We start from the raw sequence: 18,956 nt of genomic DNA on the forward strand, positions 1-18,956 counted from the left end.
GGAGAGAGGAGGGACATAGGGGTGGGAGCGTTAGGGTGTGAACTTCTCGGGGTAGCGAGCCTGTTCAGCACTGAAGCGAGAGCGGATATAGCTAAGGTCAGCCTCTAGGTCGCCCGTAGGGTGGAAGACCTCGAAGATCCCCAGCTCATGTCGCTTGTAGTCCAGTACAGCCAGCTCTATGGGGAGACCAGCGGCTGTGGCGATATGGTAGAAGCCACTCTTCCACTTCTCGGCTCGTGAGCGTGTCCCCTCGGGGGTGATGGCGATGTGCATCTGCCCCTGACGTACGAGGAGCTCCTTGATACGATCTACGGTCTGGGAGCGTTCCTTTCGATTGATCGGTACACCGCCTAGAGCACGTAGGATGGAGCCAAGAGGGAAGAAGAACCAGTCACTCTTCATCAGGAAGCCAGACTTGATGCCGACAGCCCAGGAGTAGAGTAGTCCGAGGGTGAAGTCCCTATTGCTGGTATGTGGAGCGACACAGATGACGCTACCAGAGGGGTGATCCTGCGGCAGGGGAAGTATCCTCCAGCCAAGTAGGCGAAGGAGGCTTTGGGCAAATATTTTTCGCAAAATAATCGGGTTTGGGTAGCAGGGGTAGCCTAGGCTAGAGCCCCTCGATGAACTGATCGAGACGATCAGAGATGTGCGTAGCGTTCTCCGCTATATGCTGACGCAGCGCACGATAGTAGCTCCTCACGAGAGCAGGATTGTCCTTGCCGTCGGGGTGGTCGATACGTCGCAGGGTATCGTCAGTGAAGACCATGATGTCATCCATCAGATCCTCCAGCTCACGTTGCATCGCTTCGCTATCAGCTACAGAGCGGATGATCAGGGCTTCGTCAAAGAGGCGCATAACCTCTGCGATGACGTCTTTCTTGAGTTGTCGTTTACTTGCCATACTACTTGGTGGAGCTTGGGGAGGGTACACTCTACAGAGATAACTATCCTAATAAGCTTAGCACAAAGATAATAGAAATAACAGAGCTTGCCCCATCCCCCACCCCAGGGCTAATGCATGAAATCACCATGGTGCGAGGGCAAGGTCGTCAAGGAGTATACACTGAAGATAGGACTATCCGTGCCCTAGTCTAGATATGCCAAGCGAATCCCTCCTACCTTGTAGGGATGAGTGTACACGTGTGTACACAACTGTATACCCACGTGTACACAACAGTATACACGCGTGTACACTACATCGCTCTAAGTATATCCTCTGTAGGGCTCGCTTGTATGCTTGTTTCTTGGGGATGATACCTAGGCTCTTCCGTGATGGGCTAAGGCTCCCTGAGATATGAAATAATACCCCCGAAGGTCCAAAGGCAGGAGAGTGTGCGAGCGAGATCATGCGTCGTCTCTGCTCCCCTTCCTTAGACCGCTCCCCTTCCCAGACTAAGTTGTCCCCATCCCCATAGGCGATAACTCCTGAGGTGGGATAGGAACCAAAGAATAGCCCCGGCAGCTTGCTCGGGAGCTGTCGGGGCTATATTCTCTGGGAGGCTATCCCTCTGGAGTAGGCTAGAGGTTCTTGCCGTGGCAGTGCTTGAACTTCTTGCCGCTACCGCAAGGACAAGGGTCATTACGCCCGATGGTATGCGTAGACTGGGCGGGGGTACGGCGAGCCTCGGCCTCAGCCTCAGCGCTACCTACCTCATGTCTGCTCTCACGATACTGAGGAGCGGGACGGTGAGCAGGAGCCTGCTCCTGGCGTACATCGACCTCCCGTGGAGCCTCGGTATCGGCTGGGGCGAGGTGGAGCTGGATGCGCATGAGGATGCTCGCTGTACGGCGGTTCATCTCCTCGATCATCGTGCGGAAGAGTTCGTAGGACTCGAGCTTATAGATGAGCAGAGGATCCTTGTTCTCATAGCTAGCGTTCTGTACGGAGTTGCGGAGTTCATCCATCTCACGTAGATGCTCCTTCCACTGCTCGTCGATGATGTGTAGGACGATGGCCTTCTCAAACTCACGCATGATGCTACGTCCCTTGGTCTCGTCAGCCTCCTTGAGGTTACAAGCGACCTGATAGGCTCCACGTCCATCAGTCAGAGGGATCATGATACGCTCGTAGTGCTGACCATGCTCGGTGTATACCTGATGGATGGCAGGATAAGCTTGGTCTGCGATGAGCTGTGTACGGCGGGCGAAGGTAGCCTCTACAGCGTCATAGAGCAGGTCGGTGAGCTCATCGGCCTTGCTCCGGCGGAAGGTCTGCTCGTCGAAGGGAGCTTCGATAGCGAAGAGACGGATCACCTCCTCCGAGAAGCCCTCGTAGTCCTCCATCGGATGGTGCGTGTCGATGAGGATACGCCCTGCGTCATAGAGGGTATTCATCACGTCCATCTCGATACGTTCGCCCATGAGTGCATGACGGCGACGCTTGTAGATGACTTCACGCTGGGAGTTCATCACGTCGTCGTACTCGAGCAGACGCTTACGGATACCGAAGTTGTTCTCCTCGACCTTCTTCTGTGCACGTTCTACGGCCTTGTTGAGCATGCTATGCTCCAGTACCTCTCCTTCCTCGAAGCCCATACGGTCCATCATCGCAGAGAGACGGTCCGAGGCAAAGAGGCGCATGAGATGGTCCTCCAGTGAGACGAAGAAGACAGAGGAACCCGGGTCACCCTGACGACCCGCACGCCCACGTAGCTGACGGTCTACACGACGAGACTCGTGACGCTCTGTACCTAGGATGGCGAGCCCGCCAGCCTCCTTGACCTCGGGGGTGAGCTTGATGTCAGTACCACGGCCTGCCATGTTGGTCGCGATGGTGACGACACCAGGCTTCCCGGCCTGAGCGACGATCTCTGCTTCCTTCTGGTGGAGCTTAGCGTTGAGGACGTTGTGTGGGATGTGACGTAGTGTGAGCATCTTGCTCAGGAGCTCCGAGATCTCGACGGAGGTTGTCCCGACGAGTACCGGACGGCCTAGGTCTACGAGACGGACGATCTCCTCGATGACGGCGGCGTACTTCTCACGTGCCGTCTTGTAGATGCGGTCGTTGAGGTCGTGACGAGCGATAGGGCGGTTCGTGGGAATCACGACTACGTCCAGCTTGTAGATGTCCCAGAGCTCACCAGCCTCGGTCTCAGCCGTACCGGTCATACCAGCGAGCTTGTGGTACATACGGAAGTAGTTCTGTAGCGTGATGGTGGCGAAGGTCTGGGTGGCAGCCTCTACCTTGACACGCTCCTTAGCTTCGATAGCCTGATGGAGCCCATCCGAGTAGCGTCGTCCGTCCATGATACGCCCCGTCTGTTCGTCCACGATGAGTACCTTGTTGTCGATGACGACATACTGGTCGTTCTTCTCGAAGAGGGTATAGGCCTTGAGGAGCTGGTTCACGGTGTGTACACGCTCGCTCTTGACGGCATAGTCCGCTAGGAGTGCCTCCTTGCGCTGTGCCATCTCTTCGCTGGAGAGGCCCTGCCCAGAGAGCTCAGCCAGCTGTGAGGCTATGTCGGGGAGGATGAAGAAGGTGGGGTCATCGGTACCACGGGTGAGGAGGTCAATCCCCTTGTCGGAGAGCTCAATGCTATTGTGCTTCTCGTCGATGACAAAGTAGAGCTCCTCGGTGACGATATGCATCTGACGCATATTGTCGGCCATGTACTCCTCCTCGACCTTGAGCATACCGGTCTTGATACCTGGCTCACTGAGGTACTTGATGAGAGGCTTACTCTTGGGCATACCCTTGTAGGCACGGAAGAGTAGGAAGAAGCCTTCCTCCTGCTCCTTCTTGTCCTCGGAGGCGATCTTCTTCTTGGCGTCGATCAGGAGCTGCTGGCAGAGCTTGTGTTGTGCTGCTACGACCGTCTCTACGTTAGGTAGGAACTGCTCGAAGAGCTGATCGTCTCCCTTAGGTACAGGCCCCGAGATGATCAGAGGGGTACGAGCGTCGTCGATGAGGACGGAGTCCACTTCGTCCACGATGGCGTAGTTGTGCTTGCGCTGTACGAGATCCTCAGGGCTGGTAGCCATGTTGTCACGTAGGTAGTCGAAGCCGAATTCGTTGTTCGTCCCGAAGGTAATATCTGCGTCGTAGGCGGCACGACGAGCAGGCGTATTGGGCTGGTGCTTGTCGATGCAGTCTACGCTGAGACCATGGAACATATAGAGGGGACCCATCCACTCGGAGTCACGCTTGGCGAGGTAGTCGTTCACCGTCACGACGTGGACTCCATTGCCGGTGAGGGCATTGAGGAAGACGGGGAGAGTCGCTACGAGGGTCTTACCTTCACCCGTAGCCATCTCTGCGATCTTGCCCTTGTGTAGAACCGTCCCCCCGAAGAGCTGTACATCATAGTGTACCATATCCCAGGTGATCTCATTACCGCCTGCTACCCAGTGGTTCTGATAGACTGCGGTATCCCCATCGATACGTACGAAGTCGTGGTCGACGCTGAGGTCTCGGTCGAAGTCGGTAGCACGGACACGTATCTCGGTGTTCTCGGCGAAGCGACGAGCCGTGCTCTTGACGATAGCGAAGGCCTCGGGATGGATCTCATCTAGTACCTCCTCGAGCTTCTCGAGGATCTCCTTCTCTATCTTATCTACCTTGCCCCAGATAGCTTCACGCTCGTCTAGGTCTTTGCCCTCTACGCTAGCTCGTAGGGAGGCGACTTCCTCACGCTCCTTGGCCACGTACTCCTGGATACGCTGTCTGAGCTGAGCCGTACGCTCACGTAGCTCATCATTGCTTAGGGCATCTATCTCGGGATAGACCGCCTTGATGCGTTCCACCCAAGGAGTGATCTCCTTGAGGTCTCGCTGTGACTTATTGCCGAATAGCTTCGACAGTACATCTAAAAATCCCATCTATGTATATACTATTATTGTTGCTGTTAATAAGTGAAGTGATAGCCTCCTCTCCTACCGAGAGGATACTACCAAGGACTGTGCCAATCTATGCTCGAGGGATCCCCACGAGCTACTGGGCTGCATTCGGTGGACGAATGCGCAGTACGTGGGAGATAGCCTTAGCGACATCGGGTGCCGTAAGGATCGGGTAGTCAAAGGTCTTGGGGTTGATACCTGCTCCGAAGAGGAGGCAGGGTGAGGCTATGGCTGTAGAGTGGAGCCATAGGTGGGGGTTGTCTGCGGTCTCCTCTACCTCCCAGCCTGGGATGAGTGACCAGTAGACGTCGGCTAGGTACTTGTTGTGGACGGATCGCCTGAGGGCGATACCGAGGTCGCTCAGGGAGGACTGGGCGATGAGGTGATGACCGGCTACGGCGTATCCGATACCCTGCATCTCCTCGATGAAGGCTGCGGACTGCTCCTGTAGGTCGGACAGGCGCATCTTCTTGCTCTCGATGAGCTTCTTGTTGAGGTAGATCCGTCCATCTGCTAGACGCTCCACCCAGCTCCCCTGCCCGTGTATGGCGGAGAGGTATAGATTGAGCAGGGCAGCACCCTTCTTGGTACTGAAGCGTCCGTAGCGTGCCTCAGCCCCCTTGATCCGTGGACGACGATAGTGGGTATAGCCCGTACCCGTGAGGGCGACGAGGTAGTTCCCCTGACCAAACTTCCGGTCTAGCTCCAAGAGGATGGTCTGTATGTTGCGGTCTAGTCGCACATAGGCGTCCAGCTCCTCTACGGTGAGCTCCGAGGTGAGAGCCTCCCGTGGGGCTACATCTAGGCTGTAGGAGAGGGCGAGCATACCGGTGCTCTGACTCTCGGCATAGCCCCCCTGATCGATGAGGCGTAGGGCGAGGGTCGTGACCTCTTCGTTGGCTAGGGCACTGTGCTTGAAGTCTGCGACCTGATGACCCTGATAGCGATAGGAGAAGCCCTTACCCCAGTCAGACCATTGTCTCCCCCCCTTGGGGGCATATGTCTGTAGGGGACTCCACACCACCTGTCCTGAGATGAGACGCTTGTTGGGGCCTTCACTTGAGCGGTTGTAGGCCTCTAGGTACTTAGGCATCTCCTCGTAGTAGGTGGAGGTAGCCCACGAGCCTATCTTGCTGTCTAGCCAGAAGGCTCCGTTAGCGAACCATCCCCCTGAGGCGATAGCTACCTCGGCATCCGAGGCCACGGAATAGACGATCGAGGAGCCTGCCGAGGCCTCCCTCAGACGATCGCCGAGGGTGTGCACGAGGAGGTTCTTGGGCGAATAGGTGTCTCGGGTATAGTTCCCCAGCACACTGGGGTCTGTGAAGATACTCTCCCAGCGCCCCTGTGACGGTACCCAGCGTGCGGGACGCTCTAGACCATGGACGTACGGGTAGGATGCGGTATGGAGCGTCGCCGTGGCAGAGGCGCGGTTGGTCTCCGCCAGAGGGAAGGCGACCTGACGGTAGAGCTTCCCCTCGCTTATCATCCGCTGTAGCCCCTGGGCAGAGAGGTAGGGACGGAGCTCCTCTAGGTAGTCCTCCCTCAGATCCTCTATGGTGATGTAGACCACGAGCCGAGGGAGCTCGGCTGCTAGGGTAGGCTGCTGTAGAGCTACTAGTGCCAGCAGGGAGGTCAGCAGGAGGCGCATGCTCCTCTGGGGTAGGGGACTCCGCTTCACACTCATGATAGGCTGGGCAGGGGGACGAGGAAGGAGGGGAACCATCGAGCTCGACCCAGACAGAGGACGAAGAGAGAGAGGGCGATCACATAGACGCTTGGGTTGATCACCTGACCTGCAAAGAGTGCGACGATGGGGAAGGCTAGTAGCGGGAGCAGTAGGGCTATGCTGAGGATGCGACGTACCTCCACCGTACGACTACCGAAGGGCATCAAGAGAGCCAGGATGAGGTAGCCAGGGTGGAGTGCTAGGAGATTCCAGTTCGGGAAGACCATTGGGTGCTCCGAGAAGCAGGATATATAGAGGAGTAGGCACCCGCTCAGACCGGCTACTAGGTAGATGACGAACTCTACGAAGCCGTAGATCCTCCGCCCTCGGGCACGGAGCACGTAGATCGTCAGCGAGAGCAGAAGTAGGAGGCTAAAGATGATGAGCGGGTGCGTGAAGTCGAACCCTCCATGTGGTGCAGGCTCCGTACCCTCCGTACGGATGTACTGTGCACAGGGCTTGATCCAGACCGTGTCGGTCGCTCCCATACGTCCATAGGAGCTACTCGAGAGGATCTTCGCTGCGTCAGTGGGGATGAAGAGACGCTCCAGAGGGTGCATCTCTTGATCAAGCTCTGGCCCCATCGCTAGGTCTGTCCCGAGGACGAGCCAGGGCAAGCCTGCCTCTAATCTATTAATGACCTGACGCCAGGTAGTCGGTCGCAGATAGGGACTATGCTGGTCATCGAAGTGTAGGGCGACCATATCCAGAGGTCCCTGTAGGTCTGGGGGGAGGGAGAGGGTCTCGAAGTAAAGGTCCAGAGGTCGTGTGCTGCAGTTGTTGCGAAAGGCATTGTAGCGGTAGACTCTATTCTCAGGCTGGATATTCTTCAGCAGGAGAGCCCACATGCGACTACGCTGACCGCTAGTCGTCTCTAGTACTACCTCCTGTAGCTCCCTCCCAGCGTACGACTCTCGGAAGACCTCGGTAGGCATCGGTAGGACGATATAGTCCGTCTTGCCCTGTATGTAGCGGAGTAGGAAGTCCTCGGAGAAGTCGAAGATCCCATAGTTGAAGACCACATCCAGCCCCTGCTGTGCGTCCTGTACCCGTAGGCCTGCGTGTCCATAGACGGTATAGACCTCGTCCTCGCTAGGGGCTGCTGCGATGAAGGAGATCTGAGCTGCTGGGCTCAGCATCGAGGGGATCTGCATCAGTACCGAGGAGTCCTGTGCCGAGGCTGTACCTGCTCGACCCATGAGGACGCAGAGAGCCACCACGAGGAGCAGTAGGGGTCGATATAGACGCTGTGGATATGAGGTCAGTCGCTGATAGAGTGCTCTAATATGCATAGCCAATACCTCGGGGAGATCATCTCTCTAGCTCTATGTCCTAGGCTAGAGTCTACCCCCCGATCGCACACAAAGATAAGAAAACTATCTAGCTCTGAGAGGCACAGCGCTAGGGTACCTGCGTAGGGAATACCCCGAGACATGCCCCAGCCCCCGCTCTGTGGTGTCGTAGAGCACCTCATACCGAGCCCTTCACTCACACCTCTGCGCTCTTACCGAGAGCCCCTCTGTGTACACACGTGTACACCGATGCCCTCTCACCGAGAGCGTGGGAGAGTATATATCGGGAGTGTATCCTCCCCTCCCGGGGAGCAAGGCCTAGCGTATAGCTCTGTCAGGAGGAGCTGGTGTAGTGGCTTGGTGGAGCTTCCCGCTACTCTAGGGGGCTCCCCGATGACAGAAGAGTACGTGTGCTGACGTATTACGTGCTATCTTTGCACTCACTATCTACATAGTATTCGCATAACACTATCCTATTATTCACTGACTCACCCTCTGATGAAGAAACCGCTCTCCCTAGTAGCCAGCCTCTTCCTAATGCTAGGCTGTACCCCCTCTAACGCCTCACCCACTCCCCCCAAGCCCGCCCCCCAGAAGCCAAAGCCTACGGTCAGGCTCCCGGCCAAGCTAGGGGAGGCTACCCGTACCTTCTTCGCTGGCTCTCTTGCCGAGGCATCTACCCCCGAACCCGTAGCACCCGAGCACAAGCTCAAGCTCTCCGAGCTAGAGGCATACCGCAGTGCGATGTGGCAGCTCTGGCGTGAGTCCAACAAGGCCTTTAGTGAGGAGAAGCTCCCTGCTCCAGCCCTCATCTCTGAGACGATGCCGAGTCATATCTGGAACCTCCCCAATGAAGAGGATGGGGGACAATCTTATCCTGCTCGGATGCCCTTCTACTACGGATACAAGGGGGCACGCCCTACGGTAGGCTATCCCCTCTTCCTCTACCTACATGGATCGGGGGACAAGGGGCAGGAGTGGACCAACGGCCGTCGCTTCGCTGGTCACTTCCAGGATGGCCCCTCGATCTACTTCGTCCCACAGATCCCCAACGAGGGTCAGCTCTACCGCTGGTGGCAGCGCTCTAAGCTCTATGCCTGGGATAAGCTCCTACGCCTAGCCCTCCTGTCTGACGAGGTCGATCCCCTACGTATCTACTTCTTCGGGATCTCTGAGGGGGGGTATGGCTCACAGCGTCTCGCTTCGTACTATGCCGACTATCTAGCGGGGGCAGGGCCTATGGCAGGTGGCGAACCCCTCATCAATGCCCCTGTGGAGAACTGCCAGCACATCGCCTTCTCACTACGTACAGGGGCGAAGGACAATATGTTCCACCGAGACCGGCTGACCCAGATCACCAAGGAGGCCTTCGAGGCACAGCAGGCACGCTATCCTGGCTACTACAAGCATTTCATCCAGCTCATCCCTGGCTCTGGTCACGGTATCCCCTATGAGCCTACCACCCCCTGGCTTGCTCAGCATAAGCGTACGCCTCACCCCAAGAGTGTGCGTTGGGAGGACTTCCCTGTCGATGGCGTCTATCGTCAGGGCTTCTACAATCTCCAGCCCCTAGATACTCCGGAGGATATAGAACGCTTCTTCTACGAGGAGGAGATCCAGGGCAATACGATCAACCTCAAGATCTCCTCGGTCACGTATAAGGCGGTAGAGAATAGTCCTCAGTGGAGCTTCCCTATGCGCTATGAGAAGACCTTTACCCCTGCGACCTCGGGTAAGATCCGCGTCTACCTCAGCCCCGAGCTCGTAGACCTCACCAAGCCCGTGCGTGTACTGATCAATGGTCATGAGGTGTACGCTGCCCTCCCTAACCTGAGCTGGAAGGCGATGGCAGAGAGCTGTACGACCTTCTTTGATCCTCAGCGTCTCTTTCCCGTGGCACTAGACCTCTCCTACTAGGTCGCCCCACAGGAGATGCTCCCAGCCTCCCTACATTATTAATAGTATCGGCTAGGTCTTAGTATCCTGATAAAAGCTGTTCGCCCCCGAGTAGTCTTAGGCACTACTCGGGGGCGAACAGCTATCTGTTAGGTAGAGCCCTCCCTATCCTGGGCTTATCCGTTGGGGAGCTTTAGGGTAGGTCTCTGAAGACCTCTAGGGCGATGTAGGCACAGGCCTCCGCATCGGCTAGAGCGTGGTGGTGATCCGTGAGGTGATAGCCCACGTGCTGGGAGACCGTCTCTAGGCGGTGATTGGGGAGCTCGGGGAATAGGCGTCGGGACTGACGGCAGGTGCAGTGAAAGGGATTGGTGTGCCGGGGGAGACCATAGGCGGCGAGGACGGCACGCAGACACCCTTCGTCGAAGCTACTATTATGGGCTACGATGGGTAGGTTCCTCAGGCGGGGATACACCTCCTGCCACACCTCGGGGAAGGTAGAGGCTGTGGCTGTGTCCGATGCTGTGAGCCCATGCACAGCGGTATTGTAGTAGCTATAGAAGTTGGGTAGGGGGCGGATGAGGCGGTAGTAATGATCCACGATGTGCCTGTCCTCGACGAAGACAAGCCCCATACTACATACGCTGCTCCGCTCGCGGTTCGCCGTCTCGAAGTCTAGGGCTACGAAGGTATCCATTGAGTTTCTACTTAGGATGCTGTGGGATAGGGATGCTGCGAGGGGAGGGAACTCTACTGCCTCGTGATGCATCCGGGGCTCAAAGGTACGTACTTTCCCCGACCTCCGTGGCTCGGACTCCTCGGCGTCGTGAGGTGGAACATTCCTTTACAAGGGCGGTTACTATCTCTATAGATAATAAGTATATCCAATGATAGGAATGATCATTGCCTCCCTACTCCTAGCTCTAGTAGGTGTCGGCTACACGGGGTGGCATCTGGCGACCCTCGCGCCCCTCCCACTGGCTTGGCGCTGGATCATCGGCCTCGGCTGGTTCGCCCTCTTTGTGCTCATCGTATTGAGCTTCGTCTTCCGCTCTCAGCTCTCAGTCTCTCTTACTCGCTTCGGCTATCCGGTGGCGACGAGTTGGGTCTTTTACCTCCTCTATCTAGTGATGATCTTCCTCGCCATAGATCTGCTCCGTCTCGTGCCACAGCTCCGTCCGTGGCTCGTGCCGAGCTGGCCACTAGCAGGCTGTGTCGCCCTCATCATGGTCGGGGTCTTCGCCTGGGGGAGCTCTGTCTATCACTCGAAGGTGCGAGTGCCACTAGCGATCCAGCTCGATAAGCCCCTAGCCCGTCCCCTGAAGATCGTAGGACTCAGTGACCTACACCTCGGCTATACGATCGGGCGAGAGGAACTAAGCCGATGGGTCGATCTTGTCAATAGCGAACGCCCAGACCTCGTCCTAATAGCAGGCGACATCGTGGATGGTGACGTGCGCCCCGTCCTAGAGGATGGTATGGCGGAGGAGCTAAATCGTATCGAGGCGCCTATATATGCCTGCCTTGGGAACCATGAGTACCTAGGAGGTGAGGCTCACCGCCGACAATTCCTTGCCCAGACCAAGGTACAGCTCCTCTGTGACTCCGTGGCGACCCTCGGAGATCAGCTCTATATCATCGGGCGAGACGATGAGACCAATCCTCAGCGTAAGTCCATAGACCAACTCACGGCAGGCCTTGATCGCTCGAAGCCTATTCTACTCCTTGATCATCAGCCTCACCACCTAGAGCAGGCTCAGCAGGCTGGGATTGACTTCCAGCTCTCGGGGCATACGCACCGTGGGCAGGTCTTCCCCATCAATCTCATTGTCGATAGGATGTACGAGCGTTCGCACGGCTACCATCGTCGTGGGCGTACGCAGTACTACGTGAGTAGTGGTATCGGGATCTGGGGTGGTAAGTACCGCATAGGCACGCAGAGCGAGTATGTAGTGATCCAGCTCTCGGGTAGGGCTAGCTAGCATACGGGACTCTCGGGTATGGGTGTCCCTATCGCTACTCTACCTGTTACGAGGGAAGACTAGGGGGGAAAGAGGGCTACCCGAGGGGACTCACGAAGGGCTCTACTAGGGCGTACGGGCATGCCCGGTCTGTCTGCTTTTTCGTATGTTTGTGGAGGAAAGTATGGACTCTACTAACTCATATACCACTATTCCAAGACATATGCGCAAGACAATCTTTACCCTACTCGCTGCTTGTGGCCTAGCCCTCGGCGCCCAGGCTGATGAGGGGATGTGGCTCATGGAGCAGCTCGCTAAGAAGTATCCTACCCTCGTCTCTCGGGGGATTCAGCTCAAGGAATATGACCTCTACAACCCCAACGGCACCTCGCTCAAGGATGCCGTCGTGAGCTTCGATGGGGGCTGTACGGGAGAGATCATCTCCTCGCAGGGACTTGTCCTGACCAACCACCACTGTGGCTACGACGCTATTCAGCAGCTCAGCAGCGTGGAGCACAACTACCTCGAGCAGGGCTACTGGGCAAAGAGCTTCGCCGAGGAGCTTCCTGCCAAGGGGGTCGTCGTTACCTTCATCGATCGTATTGAGGATGTGACCCCCTATGTCTTGAGTGAACTGAAGAAGGTCAAGAAGGGGACGGGCATGGAATTCCTCTCCCCTAAGTATCTCAATGGCCTAGCCCAGCGCAAGTATGCCCCCATCTATGCCAAGGGGCAAGCAGGTATAGAACTTGAGATCAAGCCCTTCTACAACGGGAATAAGTACCTGCTCTTCGTCAAAAAGGTCTATTCGGATATTCGCTTCGTGGGCGCTCCTCCCAGCGCCATCGGGAAGTTTGGAGCCGATACGGACAACTGGCGGTACCCACGTCACACGGGGGACTTCTCCATCTTCCGTATCTACGCAGATGCCAATGGTAATCCTGCCCCCTACTCAGAGCACAACATCCCCCTACGTCCCAAGCGTTGGTTCAATATCTCTACCTCAGGTGTAGAGAAGGGGGACTTCGCTATGATCATGGGCTTCCCTGGTCGTACGAACCACTATGCACTGCCCAGCGAGATCAAGGAGTGGCGTGAGATCGACAACGATATCCGCATCCGCATGCGAGGGATCCGTCAGGAGGTGATGCTCCGTGAGATGCTCGCAGACCCGAAGATCAACATCATGTATGCTGCCAAGTATGCCCGCTCACAGAACGGGCATAAGCGTGCTATCGGCGCCAACTGGGGGATTAGCCGTCTAGGCTTCACCGCTCCTGCCGAGCGCCTGCAGTCCTATGTGCAGGACTGGGCACAGCGTCAGACGGACCAGAAGGCGAGAGAGCGATACACGGGAGCTATACGAGACATCGACCGTTCCATAGAGGAGCGAGCCAATATGCGTCGCCAGCTGTGGTACCTAGACGAAGGGATCTTCCAAGCCATCGAGGCTACGAGAGCTCCAGGGCTTGACCTACAGGCTGCGGCACTGAGTAAGTACTTCAAGTCCTACTGCAATGAGGACTATTCGCCCTCGGTAGATGCCAAGATCGCCTTAGCTGTCCTCACGGAGTACACCGCTCAGATCGATCGTAAGGACTGGCCACAGGCTCTAGCCGATGGATTGCAGAAGTATGGGACACTAGAGGCCTATGTCAATGCCCTATTTACCCAATCTGCCTTCATCTCCGAGGAGGGCTTTGCTCGCTTCGCTAAGCTCAGCGCAGAGGAGCAAAAGAAGGCTCTGGGCGAAGATCCACTAGCTGTCTTTGCCACCTCGGTACGAGGAAAGCTCCAGGAGCTCAGGGAAGCCCTTCGCCCCTATGATACGAGGATCGATCGTGCTCGCCGGGACTACCTCGAGGGCTATGGTCTAGCGAACAAGGCACAGGGAACAGCGAATGGGCTAGAGGATGCTTGGCCCGATGCCAATAGTACACTCCGCTTCACCTTCGGAGAGATCAAGGGATACAGCCCCGCAGATGGAGTCGAGTACCACGTACCTACCACCCTCGAAGGGGTGATGCAGAAGGAGAACCCCAAGTCCTGGGAGTTCGCCGTGCCTAGTCGCCTCAAGGAGGTCTATCAGCAGAAGCTCTATGGAGAGAACAAGCGCTGGGCAATAAAGAAGGCCGACGGCAGCTATGTGATGCCTGTGAACTTCTGTGCTACGACTCATACAACGGGTGGAAACTCTGGTAGCCCCGTCTTCAATAAGTACGGACATCTCATCGGGATTAACTTCGACCGCAATTGGGAAGGTGTAGCAGGAGACATCAACTACCTGCCCGACTACCAGCGTAGCATCATCTGCGATATACGCTATATCCTACTCATCATCGACGAGGTAGGCGGTGCTCGCAGACTGATCGATGAGCTTACCCTCGTCTCTGACCCTAGATAACCATGAGCTCCACTAAGCCACACCTAGTCGTACTCTCGGGTGCAGGGATGAGCGCCGAGAGCGGACTCTCCACCTTCAGAGATAGCGATGGCCTCTGGGCAGGCGCCTCCCCCGAGGAGGTCGCCTCTGTCGAGGGTTGGGCACGAGATCCCCAGCGGGTGCTTGACTTCTACTCCCAGCGCAGGCGGGAGTTCGTCGGCGCTGAGCCCAATGAGGGACATCGCCTACTAGCTGAGCTGGAGGATCGCTATCGGGTCACCATCATCACGCAGAACGTGGACGACCTACACGAGCGAGCAGGTAGCAGTCAGGTCATCCACCTACATGGAGAGCTGATGAAGAACCGCTCGGTACGTGACCCCTATACGACCTATCCAGTAGAGCCAGGTGCGCCTGACCTCCAGCTAGGCGACCTAGCTCCTGATGGTACTCAGCTACGTCCCTTCATCGTGTGGTTCGGTGAGGAGGTGCCGAATATGATCCCTGCCATCGAGGCCACAGAGCGAGCAGATCTCTTTGTCGTGATCGGGACTTCGCTCGAGGTCTATCCCGCAGCAGGCCTCCTAGCCTATACGCCACCGAGTTGTCCCGTTTACCTAATTGATCCCAAGCCCGTACACAGTAGCTACCGCCCCGACCTGATCCAGATACAGAAGGGGGCCAGTGAGGGTGTACGGGAGCTGTGTCATCGCCTTAGCCAAGCCAAGGAGTAGGATGGGGACGGCGAAGCAAAAGTGGTATGTCGTCTGGGCTGGGCACGAGCCTGGAGTCTATGAGAGCTGGAGTGAATGCCAAGCGCAGATCACGGGCTATTCGAACCCTAAGTTTAAGGCCTTCGGTAGCGAGCAAGAGGCCCTGCGTGCCTATGAGGACGGAGCCTATGCCTTTGCTCGCAGACATAGTGTGCCCGAGGAGATGCAGAGCACGACCTCGACCCCAATCCCTGAGGCGATCGTCGTAGATGCAGCCTGCGCTGGCAATCCTGGAGTGATGGAGTACCGAGGGCTCTACTTGCCCTCCCGTACCACGCTCTTCGAGATGGGTCCCTTCCCCCTTGGGACAAACAACATCGGCGAGTTCCTCGCTATCGTCCATGCCTTAGCACTAGTGGAGCAGCGCCAGCTCAAGGGACTCGTCATCTATTCGGATAGCCAGATCGCCCTTACCTGGGTCAAGAAGAAGCGATGCAAGACTCTCCTTCCCCGTAATGAGCAGTCAGAGCCCCTCTTCGACCTAATCCGCCGAGCAGAGAATTGGCTGAATACCCATGCCTATACGACCCCCATCTACAAGTGGGATACGGTCAGCTGGGGGGAGATCCCCGCTGACTATGGTCGCAAGGGCTAGCCTCGGGGTGATAATATAGATCATGATGATGCATAATCAGCTAATCGACAATTCCTCTGAAAGCCTCTCGATGGCCAGATACCTCAAGGACTGTATTGCACTAGAGGGGATAGATAGGCTACGTATCGCCACGGGCTACTGGGATGTACTCGGGATGTCTATGGTGCTCTCAGAGCTCTCGGCCTTCCTTAGCCGGGAGGGAACGCTCCTCCAGCTCCTGATCGGTAGAGATCCCTACGTATATACTTCCCTGCTCCAGAAGCCTAAGTATAAGGATGCTACCTATCCTGCAGACTATATCCGTACTGATATCGACGAGCTAGAGCTCAAGCCCGAATATGAGCAGGTGATCCAGCTCCTAGCCGAGCATCTACAGACAGGTAAGATCCAGGTACGTATCTACCAGAAGAATGGAGATAAAGAGGTGGAATTCTTGCACTCCAAGTGCTATATATTCTCTGGGGAGGAGCTTTCCCTAGGGATCATAGGTAGCTCCAACTTCACGGAGAAAGGACTCTCGGGCAACTCCGAGCTGAACTACCTAGAGACCGACCCGGCACGTGTCACCGCGAGCCCCCAAGTGGGATCTACTGCAAAGGGGCATATCTACTGGTTCGAGGAAAAGTGGGCGCTCTCCCAAGAGTGGAATGGGGAATTCCTAGAACAGATCATCAAGCCCTCCAAGCTCTATCCCCACGTACAGCCCCAGTCCTTCACCCCCTATGAGCAGTATATCAAGTTGCTCCAGCTCCAGTTTGGCGAAGTCGTAGACAAGGCGCTCGGGGATCAGCTAGCGAGCTATCTGCCTACTAGCGTCAAGAAACTAGACTATCAGCTCGAGGCCGTTAAGCGCTGTATCAGTATCATGCGTGAGCACGGAGGCTTCATGCTGGGCGACGTCGTCGGGCTAGGGAAGACCATCGTGGGATGCCTTATCATCAAGCACTTCCTATCAGTGCCTCAGGAGGAAGGACGAGGCTCCAAGGTGCTCATCATCTCTCCACCAGCTATCCAGTCTAGCTGGAAGAGGACTGTGGAAGCCTTCGACAGAGAGGCGGGCGATAAGATGTCTCCCTATATCGATTTCATCACCACAGGCCGTATAGATACACTGTATAGTGAGGGTGAGGATGACGGGTACGAGGTGGATGGAGATGACGATACCTATGACTCGGGAGACTTTGCGGGGACGCTTCAGGAGAAAGACTATGGGCTGATCCTCATCGATGAGAGCCACAAGTTTCGCAATAAAGATACGCAGATGTACCAGTCGCTGGACGAGCTAATCGGGCATATCGGTACCGATACGGGCGTATATCCCTACGTGGGCTTGCTCTCAGCGACACCTCAGAATAACGGCCCCAGGGACTTGATGAACCAGATCTATCTCTTCGAGCGCAATCGCAGGGAGAGCACACTGAAGAAGGCCGAAGGGGGGAACCTTGAGCTGTTCTTCTCTAAGATCAATAAGGAGTACGACCAGCTCCTCAAGCGCAATACAGACCTCTCGAAAGAGGAGCGACACCGTAGGCTAGATGAGGTGTCTCGCAAGCTACGTGACTGCATCCTATGTGATATCCTCGAGCGTCGGACACGTACCGATATCAAGAAGTACTACCAGGACGATATAGCGTCCCAGGGCATAGTCTTCCCAGAGATCATGGGGCCGCAGAGCTTAGAGTATGTGATGGATGACGAGCTAGCTCAGCTCTTCTACGAGACGATGACCCTCCTAGCCCCCACAGAGGAGGATAAGGATCGGACGGAAGAGTGGCTCCGGTATGCACGCTATCGAGCTATAGAATACTTTATAGATCCAGCGCATGGGCGTAAGTATGCAGGCCGAGGTAACCGCGACGTCAGCGTTGTATCTAGGCAGCTCGCGACCATCATGCAGATACAGCTGGTGAAGCGTCTGGAGAGCTCCTTCTCCGCCTTCACTAGATCGCTACAGAACCTCCGCCGCTATACCGAGAACATGATCCGGATGTGGGAGAACGATACCATCTTTGTCTGCCCACAGATCGATGTCAACAAGGAACTGGACTACGAGGCTAAGAGTCAGAAGCGACAAGGCGAGCTCGTCACCTTCGAGGACTGTATAGAAGATATCCGAGCCAAGATCCAGAAGCTAACAGCACAGGGGAAGAATACCCAGGGACAGAATGCCGAGTACAGCCGAGCGGATTTCAAGGAAGCGTATTATAAAGAGCTCAAGAGAGACCGAGACCTCATAGCCCGATACTGCGACCGCTGGGCAAGGAACTCACAGGACCCTAAGTTCGATACCTTCAAGGAGAGCCTCGTGACAAAGCTATTTGATCCTGCAAAGAATACTTCAGGCAAGCTCGTCATCTTCTCCGAGGCGATCGATACCGTTGAGGCGCTCGCTAGGGCAGTCAAGGCTAAGGGGCATAAGCCACTAGTCATCACCTCGGCCAACCGGGATGAAAAGGAGCAGGTGATCATGGAGAACTTCGACGCCAACTACGATGGCGAGCAGAAGAGTGACTATGACGTCATCATCACGACAGAGGTCCTCGCCGAAGGGGTAAACCTACACCGAGCTAATGTCATCCTAAACTATGATACCCCCTGGAACTCGACCCGCCTGATGCAGCGCATTGGACGTGTCAATCGTATCGGGAGTCGGGAGCCCGAGGTCTATGTCTACAACTTCATGCCGAGCGCCGAAGGGGATGCCGAGATACAACTCGTGCACAAGGCACATACCAAGCTCCAGTCCTTCCACGTACTGTTTGGCGAGGATAGCAAGATCTTCTCTGATGAGGAGAGTATCGTACACTACGATATGGTGAAGGCAATCGATGGAGAGGAGTCCCCTCTACAGCCCTATATATCCAAGCTAAAGCAGTACAAGGCGGATCACCCCAAGCGCTATGCCGAGATCGAGTCAGCAGCGGGAGCGTGCTGGCAGATCGCACAGGCGGCACACGGTACGGCCTACTTCGTCGTGAAGGCTCCGTATAGTGCCCGCCTTGTAGTCAAGACCGATAGCGCTACAGGTACTGTGGCAAAGATCATATCCCCACTTGAGGCACTAGAGGAGATGCAGGTAGAGCCCACTACCCCCAGTGTGCCTCTGCCTAGCTCATGGGACGAACTATCCAAGAGTGCCTGTAGAGTATACAACCAATACTTCGTCCGTATCAGACAGTCCCGTGCGGGAGATCTGCGGACCAAGGCACAGGGTATCATCGTGAAGCTCCAGAAGCACAATGGTCTCTCCCCTGCGTCGCAAAGTCTATTACGGCGTGCGAGAATGCTTGTCGATAAGGGCAGTATCGATATCATCAAGAGGATCATATTCATTGATGAGGAGCTAGAGGCAAAGGAGAGTCGTTTGTTTGCCCTAGAGCAGCACGACATCGATCATCTGCTCGAGGAAGGGATCGGCAAGCTCGTTGCCAAGGTCGAGAGCAGGCAGGGGGAAGCCTCAATCATACTAGGAACCATTAAGTAAT

12 protein-coding genes are annotated in these 18,956 nt (G+C 56.1%); 6 read left to right on the forward strand and 6 right to left on the reverse strand.

The genetic code is table 11. From position 1 onward, the window contains the following. Positions 1-30 precede the first annotated feature (30 nt). The 5 genes from QZ170_RS05070 to QZ170_RS05090 all read right to left on the reverse strand — a co-directional run bounded on the left by QZ170_RS05070 (position 31) and on the right by QZ170_RS05090 (position 7,863). The gene (locus QZ170_RS05070; protein ID WP_297178078.1) at positions 31-576 is read right to left on the reverse strand and encodes a 1-acyl-sn-glycerol-3-phosphate acyltransferase; all 546 of its coding nucleotides are present in this window, start codon (positions 574-576) and stop codon (positions 31-33) included. A 34-nt stretch (positions 577-610) separates the two neighbouring features. Next, positions 611-904 carry a hypothetical protein gene (locus tag QZ170_RS05075; protein WP_297178080.1) on the reverse strand — a complete coding sequence of 98 codons (294 nt, stop codon included), beginning with the start codon at positions 902-904 and terminating at the stop codon, positions 611-613. Between the two features lie 617 nt (positions 905-1,521). Then, positions 1,522-4,824: a preprotein translocase subunit SecA gene (secA, locus tag QZ170_RS05080; protein ID WP_297178083.1), complete on the reverse strand. Its 3,303-nt coding sequence runs from the start codon at positions 4,822-4,824 to the stop codon at positions 1,522-1,524. Positions 4,825-4,936: 112 nt separating this feature from the next. Continuing rightward, positions 4,937-6,529 carry an alkaline phosphatase family protein gene (locus QZ170_RS05085; RefSeq protein WP_297178086.1) on the reverse strand — a complete coding sequence of 531 codons (1,593 nt, stop codon included), beginning with the start codon at positions 6,527-6,529 and terminating at the stop codon, positions 4,937-4,939. Then, positions 6,526-7,863 carry a DUF4105 domain-containing protein gene (locus QZ170_RS05090; protein WP_297178090.1) on the reverse strand — a complete coding sequence of 446 codons (1,338 nt, stop codon included), beginning with the start codon at positions 7,861-7,863 and terminating at the stop codon, positions 6,526-6,528. The genes QZ170_RS05085 and QZ170_RS05090 overlap by 4 nt, the downstream gene beginning before the upstream one ends. A gap of 498 nt (positions 7,864-8,361) precedes the next feature. Here QZ170_RS05090 and QZ170_RS05095 point away from each other — a divergent pair, with 498 nt between their 5' ends. Beyond that, positions 8,362-9,780 carry a hypothetical protein gene (locus tag QZ170_RS05095; RefSeq protein WP_297178093.1) on the forward strand — a complete coding sequence of 473 codons (1,419 nt, stop codon included), beginning with the start codon at positions 8,362-8,364 and terminating at the stop codon, positions 9,778-9,780. 172 nt (positions 9,781-9,952) lie between these two features. On the opposite strand, the gene QZ170_RS05100 is transcribed toward QZ170_RS05095, so the two are convergent. Continuing rightward, the gene (locus tag QZ170_RS05100; protein WP_297178095.1) at positions 9,953-10,456 is read right to left on the reverse strand and encodes a 3'-5' exonuclease; all 504 of its coding nucleotides are present in this window, start codon (positions 10,454-10,456) and stop codon (positions 9,953-9,955) included. 190 nt (positions 10,457-10,646) lie between these two features. Between QZ170_RS05100 and QZ170_RS05105 the strand changes: the two genes are divergently transcribed. From QZ170_RS05105 to QZ170_RS05125, 5 genes are all read left to right on the forward strand, one after another. Further along, a complete protein-coding gene (locus tag QZ170_RS05105; protein ID WP_297178097.1) occupies positions 10,647-11,741 on the forward strand; it encodes a metallophosphoesterase in 1,095 nt (364 codons plus the stop codon). A 202-nt stretch (positions 11,742-11,943) separates the two neighbouring features. Beyond that, positions 11,944-14,124: a S46 family peptidase gene (locus QZ170_RS05110; protein WP_297178100.1), complete on the forward strand. Its 2,181-nt coding sequence runs from the start codon at positions 11,944-11,946 to the stop codon at positions 14,122-14,124. Between the two features lie 2 nt (positions 14,125-14,126). Next, entirely contained in the window at positions 14,127-14,837 is a 711-nt protein-coding gene (locus QZ170_RS05115; protein WP_297178103.1) for an NAD-dependent deacylase, read from the forward strand. A gap of 1 nt (position 14,838) precedes the next feature. Then, on the forward strand, positions 14,839-15,471 hold the full coding sequence (locus QZ170_RS05120; RefSeq protein ID WP_297178106.1) for a ribonuclease H family protein: 633 nt from the start codon (positions 14,839-14,841) through the stop codon (positions 15,469-15,471). Positions 15,472-15,496: 25 nt separating this feature from the next. After that, entirely contained in the window at positions 15,497-18,955 is a 3,459-nt protein-coding gene (locus QZ170_RS05125) for a helicase-related protein (protein ID WP_297178109.1), read from the forward strand. Position 18,956 lies beyond the last annotated feature (1 nt).

This window comes from uncultured Porphyromonas sp. (assembly GCF_905372525.1).
Taxonomy (GTDB): domain Bacteria; phylum Bacteroidota; class Bacteroidia; order Bacteroidales; family Porphyromonadaceae; genus Porphyromonas.

What these genes read in the sequence shown, in the direction of transcription:
- QZ170_RS05125 (WP_297178109.1), top strand. Translation starts at nt 15,497, where the DNA reads ATGATGCATAATCAGCTAATCGACAATTCCTCTGAAAGCCTCTCGATG.
- QZ170_RS05090 (WP_297178090.1), bottom strand. Translation starts at nt 7,863, where the DNA reads ATGCATATTAGAGCACTCTATCAGCGACTGACCTCATATCCACAGCGT.
- QZ170_RS05110 (WP_297178100.1), top strand. Translation starts at nt 11,944, where the DNA reads ATGCGCAAGACAATCTTTACCCTACTCGCTGCTTGTGGCCTAGCCCTC.
- QZ170_RS05100 (WP_297178095.1), bottom strand. Translation starts at nt 10,456, where the DNA reads ATGGATACCTTCGTAGCCCTAGACTTCGAGACGGCGAACCGCGAGCGG.
- QZ170_RS05085 (WP_297178086.1), bottom strand. Translation starts at nt 6,529, where the DNA reads ATGAGTGTGAAGCGGAGTCCCCTACCCCAGAGGAGCATGCGCCTCCTG.
- QZ170_RS05075 (WP_297178080.1), bottom strand. Translation starts at nt 904, where the DNA reads ATGGCAAGTAAACGACAACTCAAGAAAGACGTCATCGCAGAGGTTATG.
- QZ170_RS05095 (WP_297178093.1), top strand. Translation starts at nt 8,362, where the DNA reads ATGAAGAAACCGCTCTCCCTAGTAGCCAGCCTCTTCCTAATGCTAGGC.
- QZ170_RS05105 (WP_297178097.1), top strand. Translation starts at nt 10,647, where the DNA reads ATGATAGGAATGATCATTGCCTCCCTACTCCTAGCTCTAGTAGGTGTC.
- secA (WP_297178083.1), bottom strand. Translation starts at nt 4,824, where the DNA reads ATGGGATTTTTAGATGTACTGTCGAAGCTATTCGGCAATAAGTCACAG.
- QZ170_RS05120 (WP_297178106.1), top strand. Translation starts at nt 14,839, where the DNA reads ATGGGGACGGCGAAGCAAAAGTGGTATGTCGTCTGGGCTGGGCACGAG.
- QZ170_RS05115 (WP_297178103.1), top strand. Translation starts at nt 14,127, where the DNA reads ATGAGCTCCACTAAGCCACACCTAGTCGTACTCTCGGGTGCAGGGATG.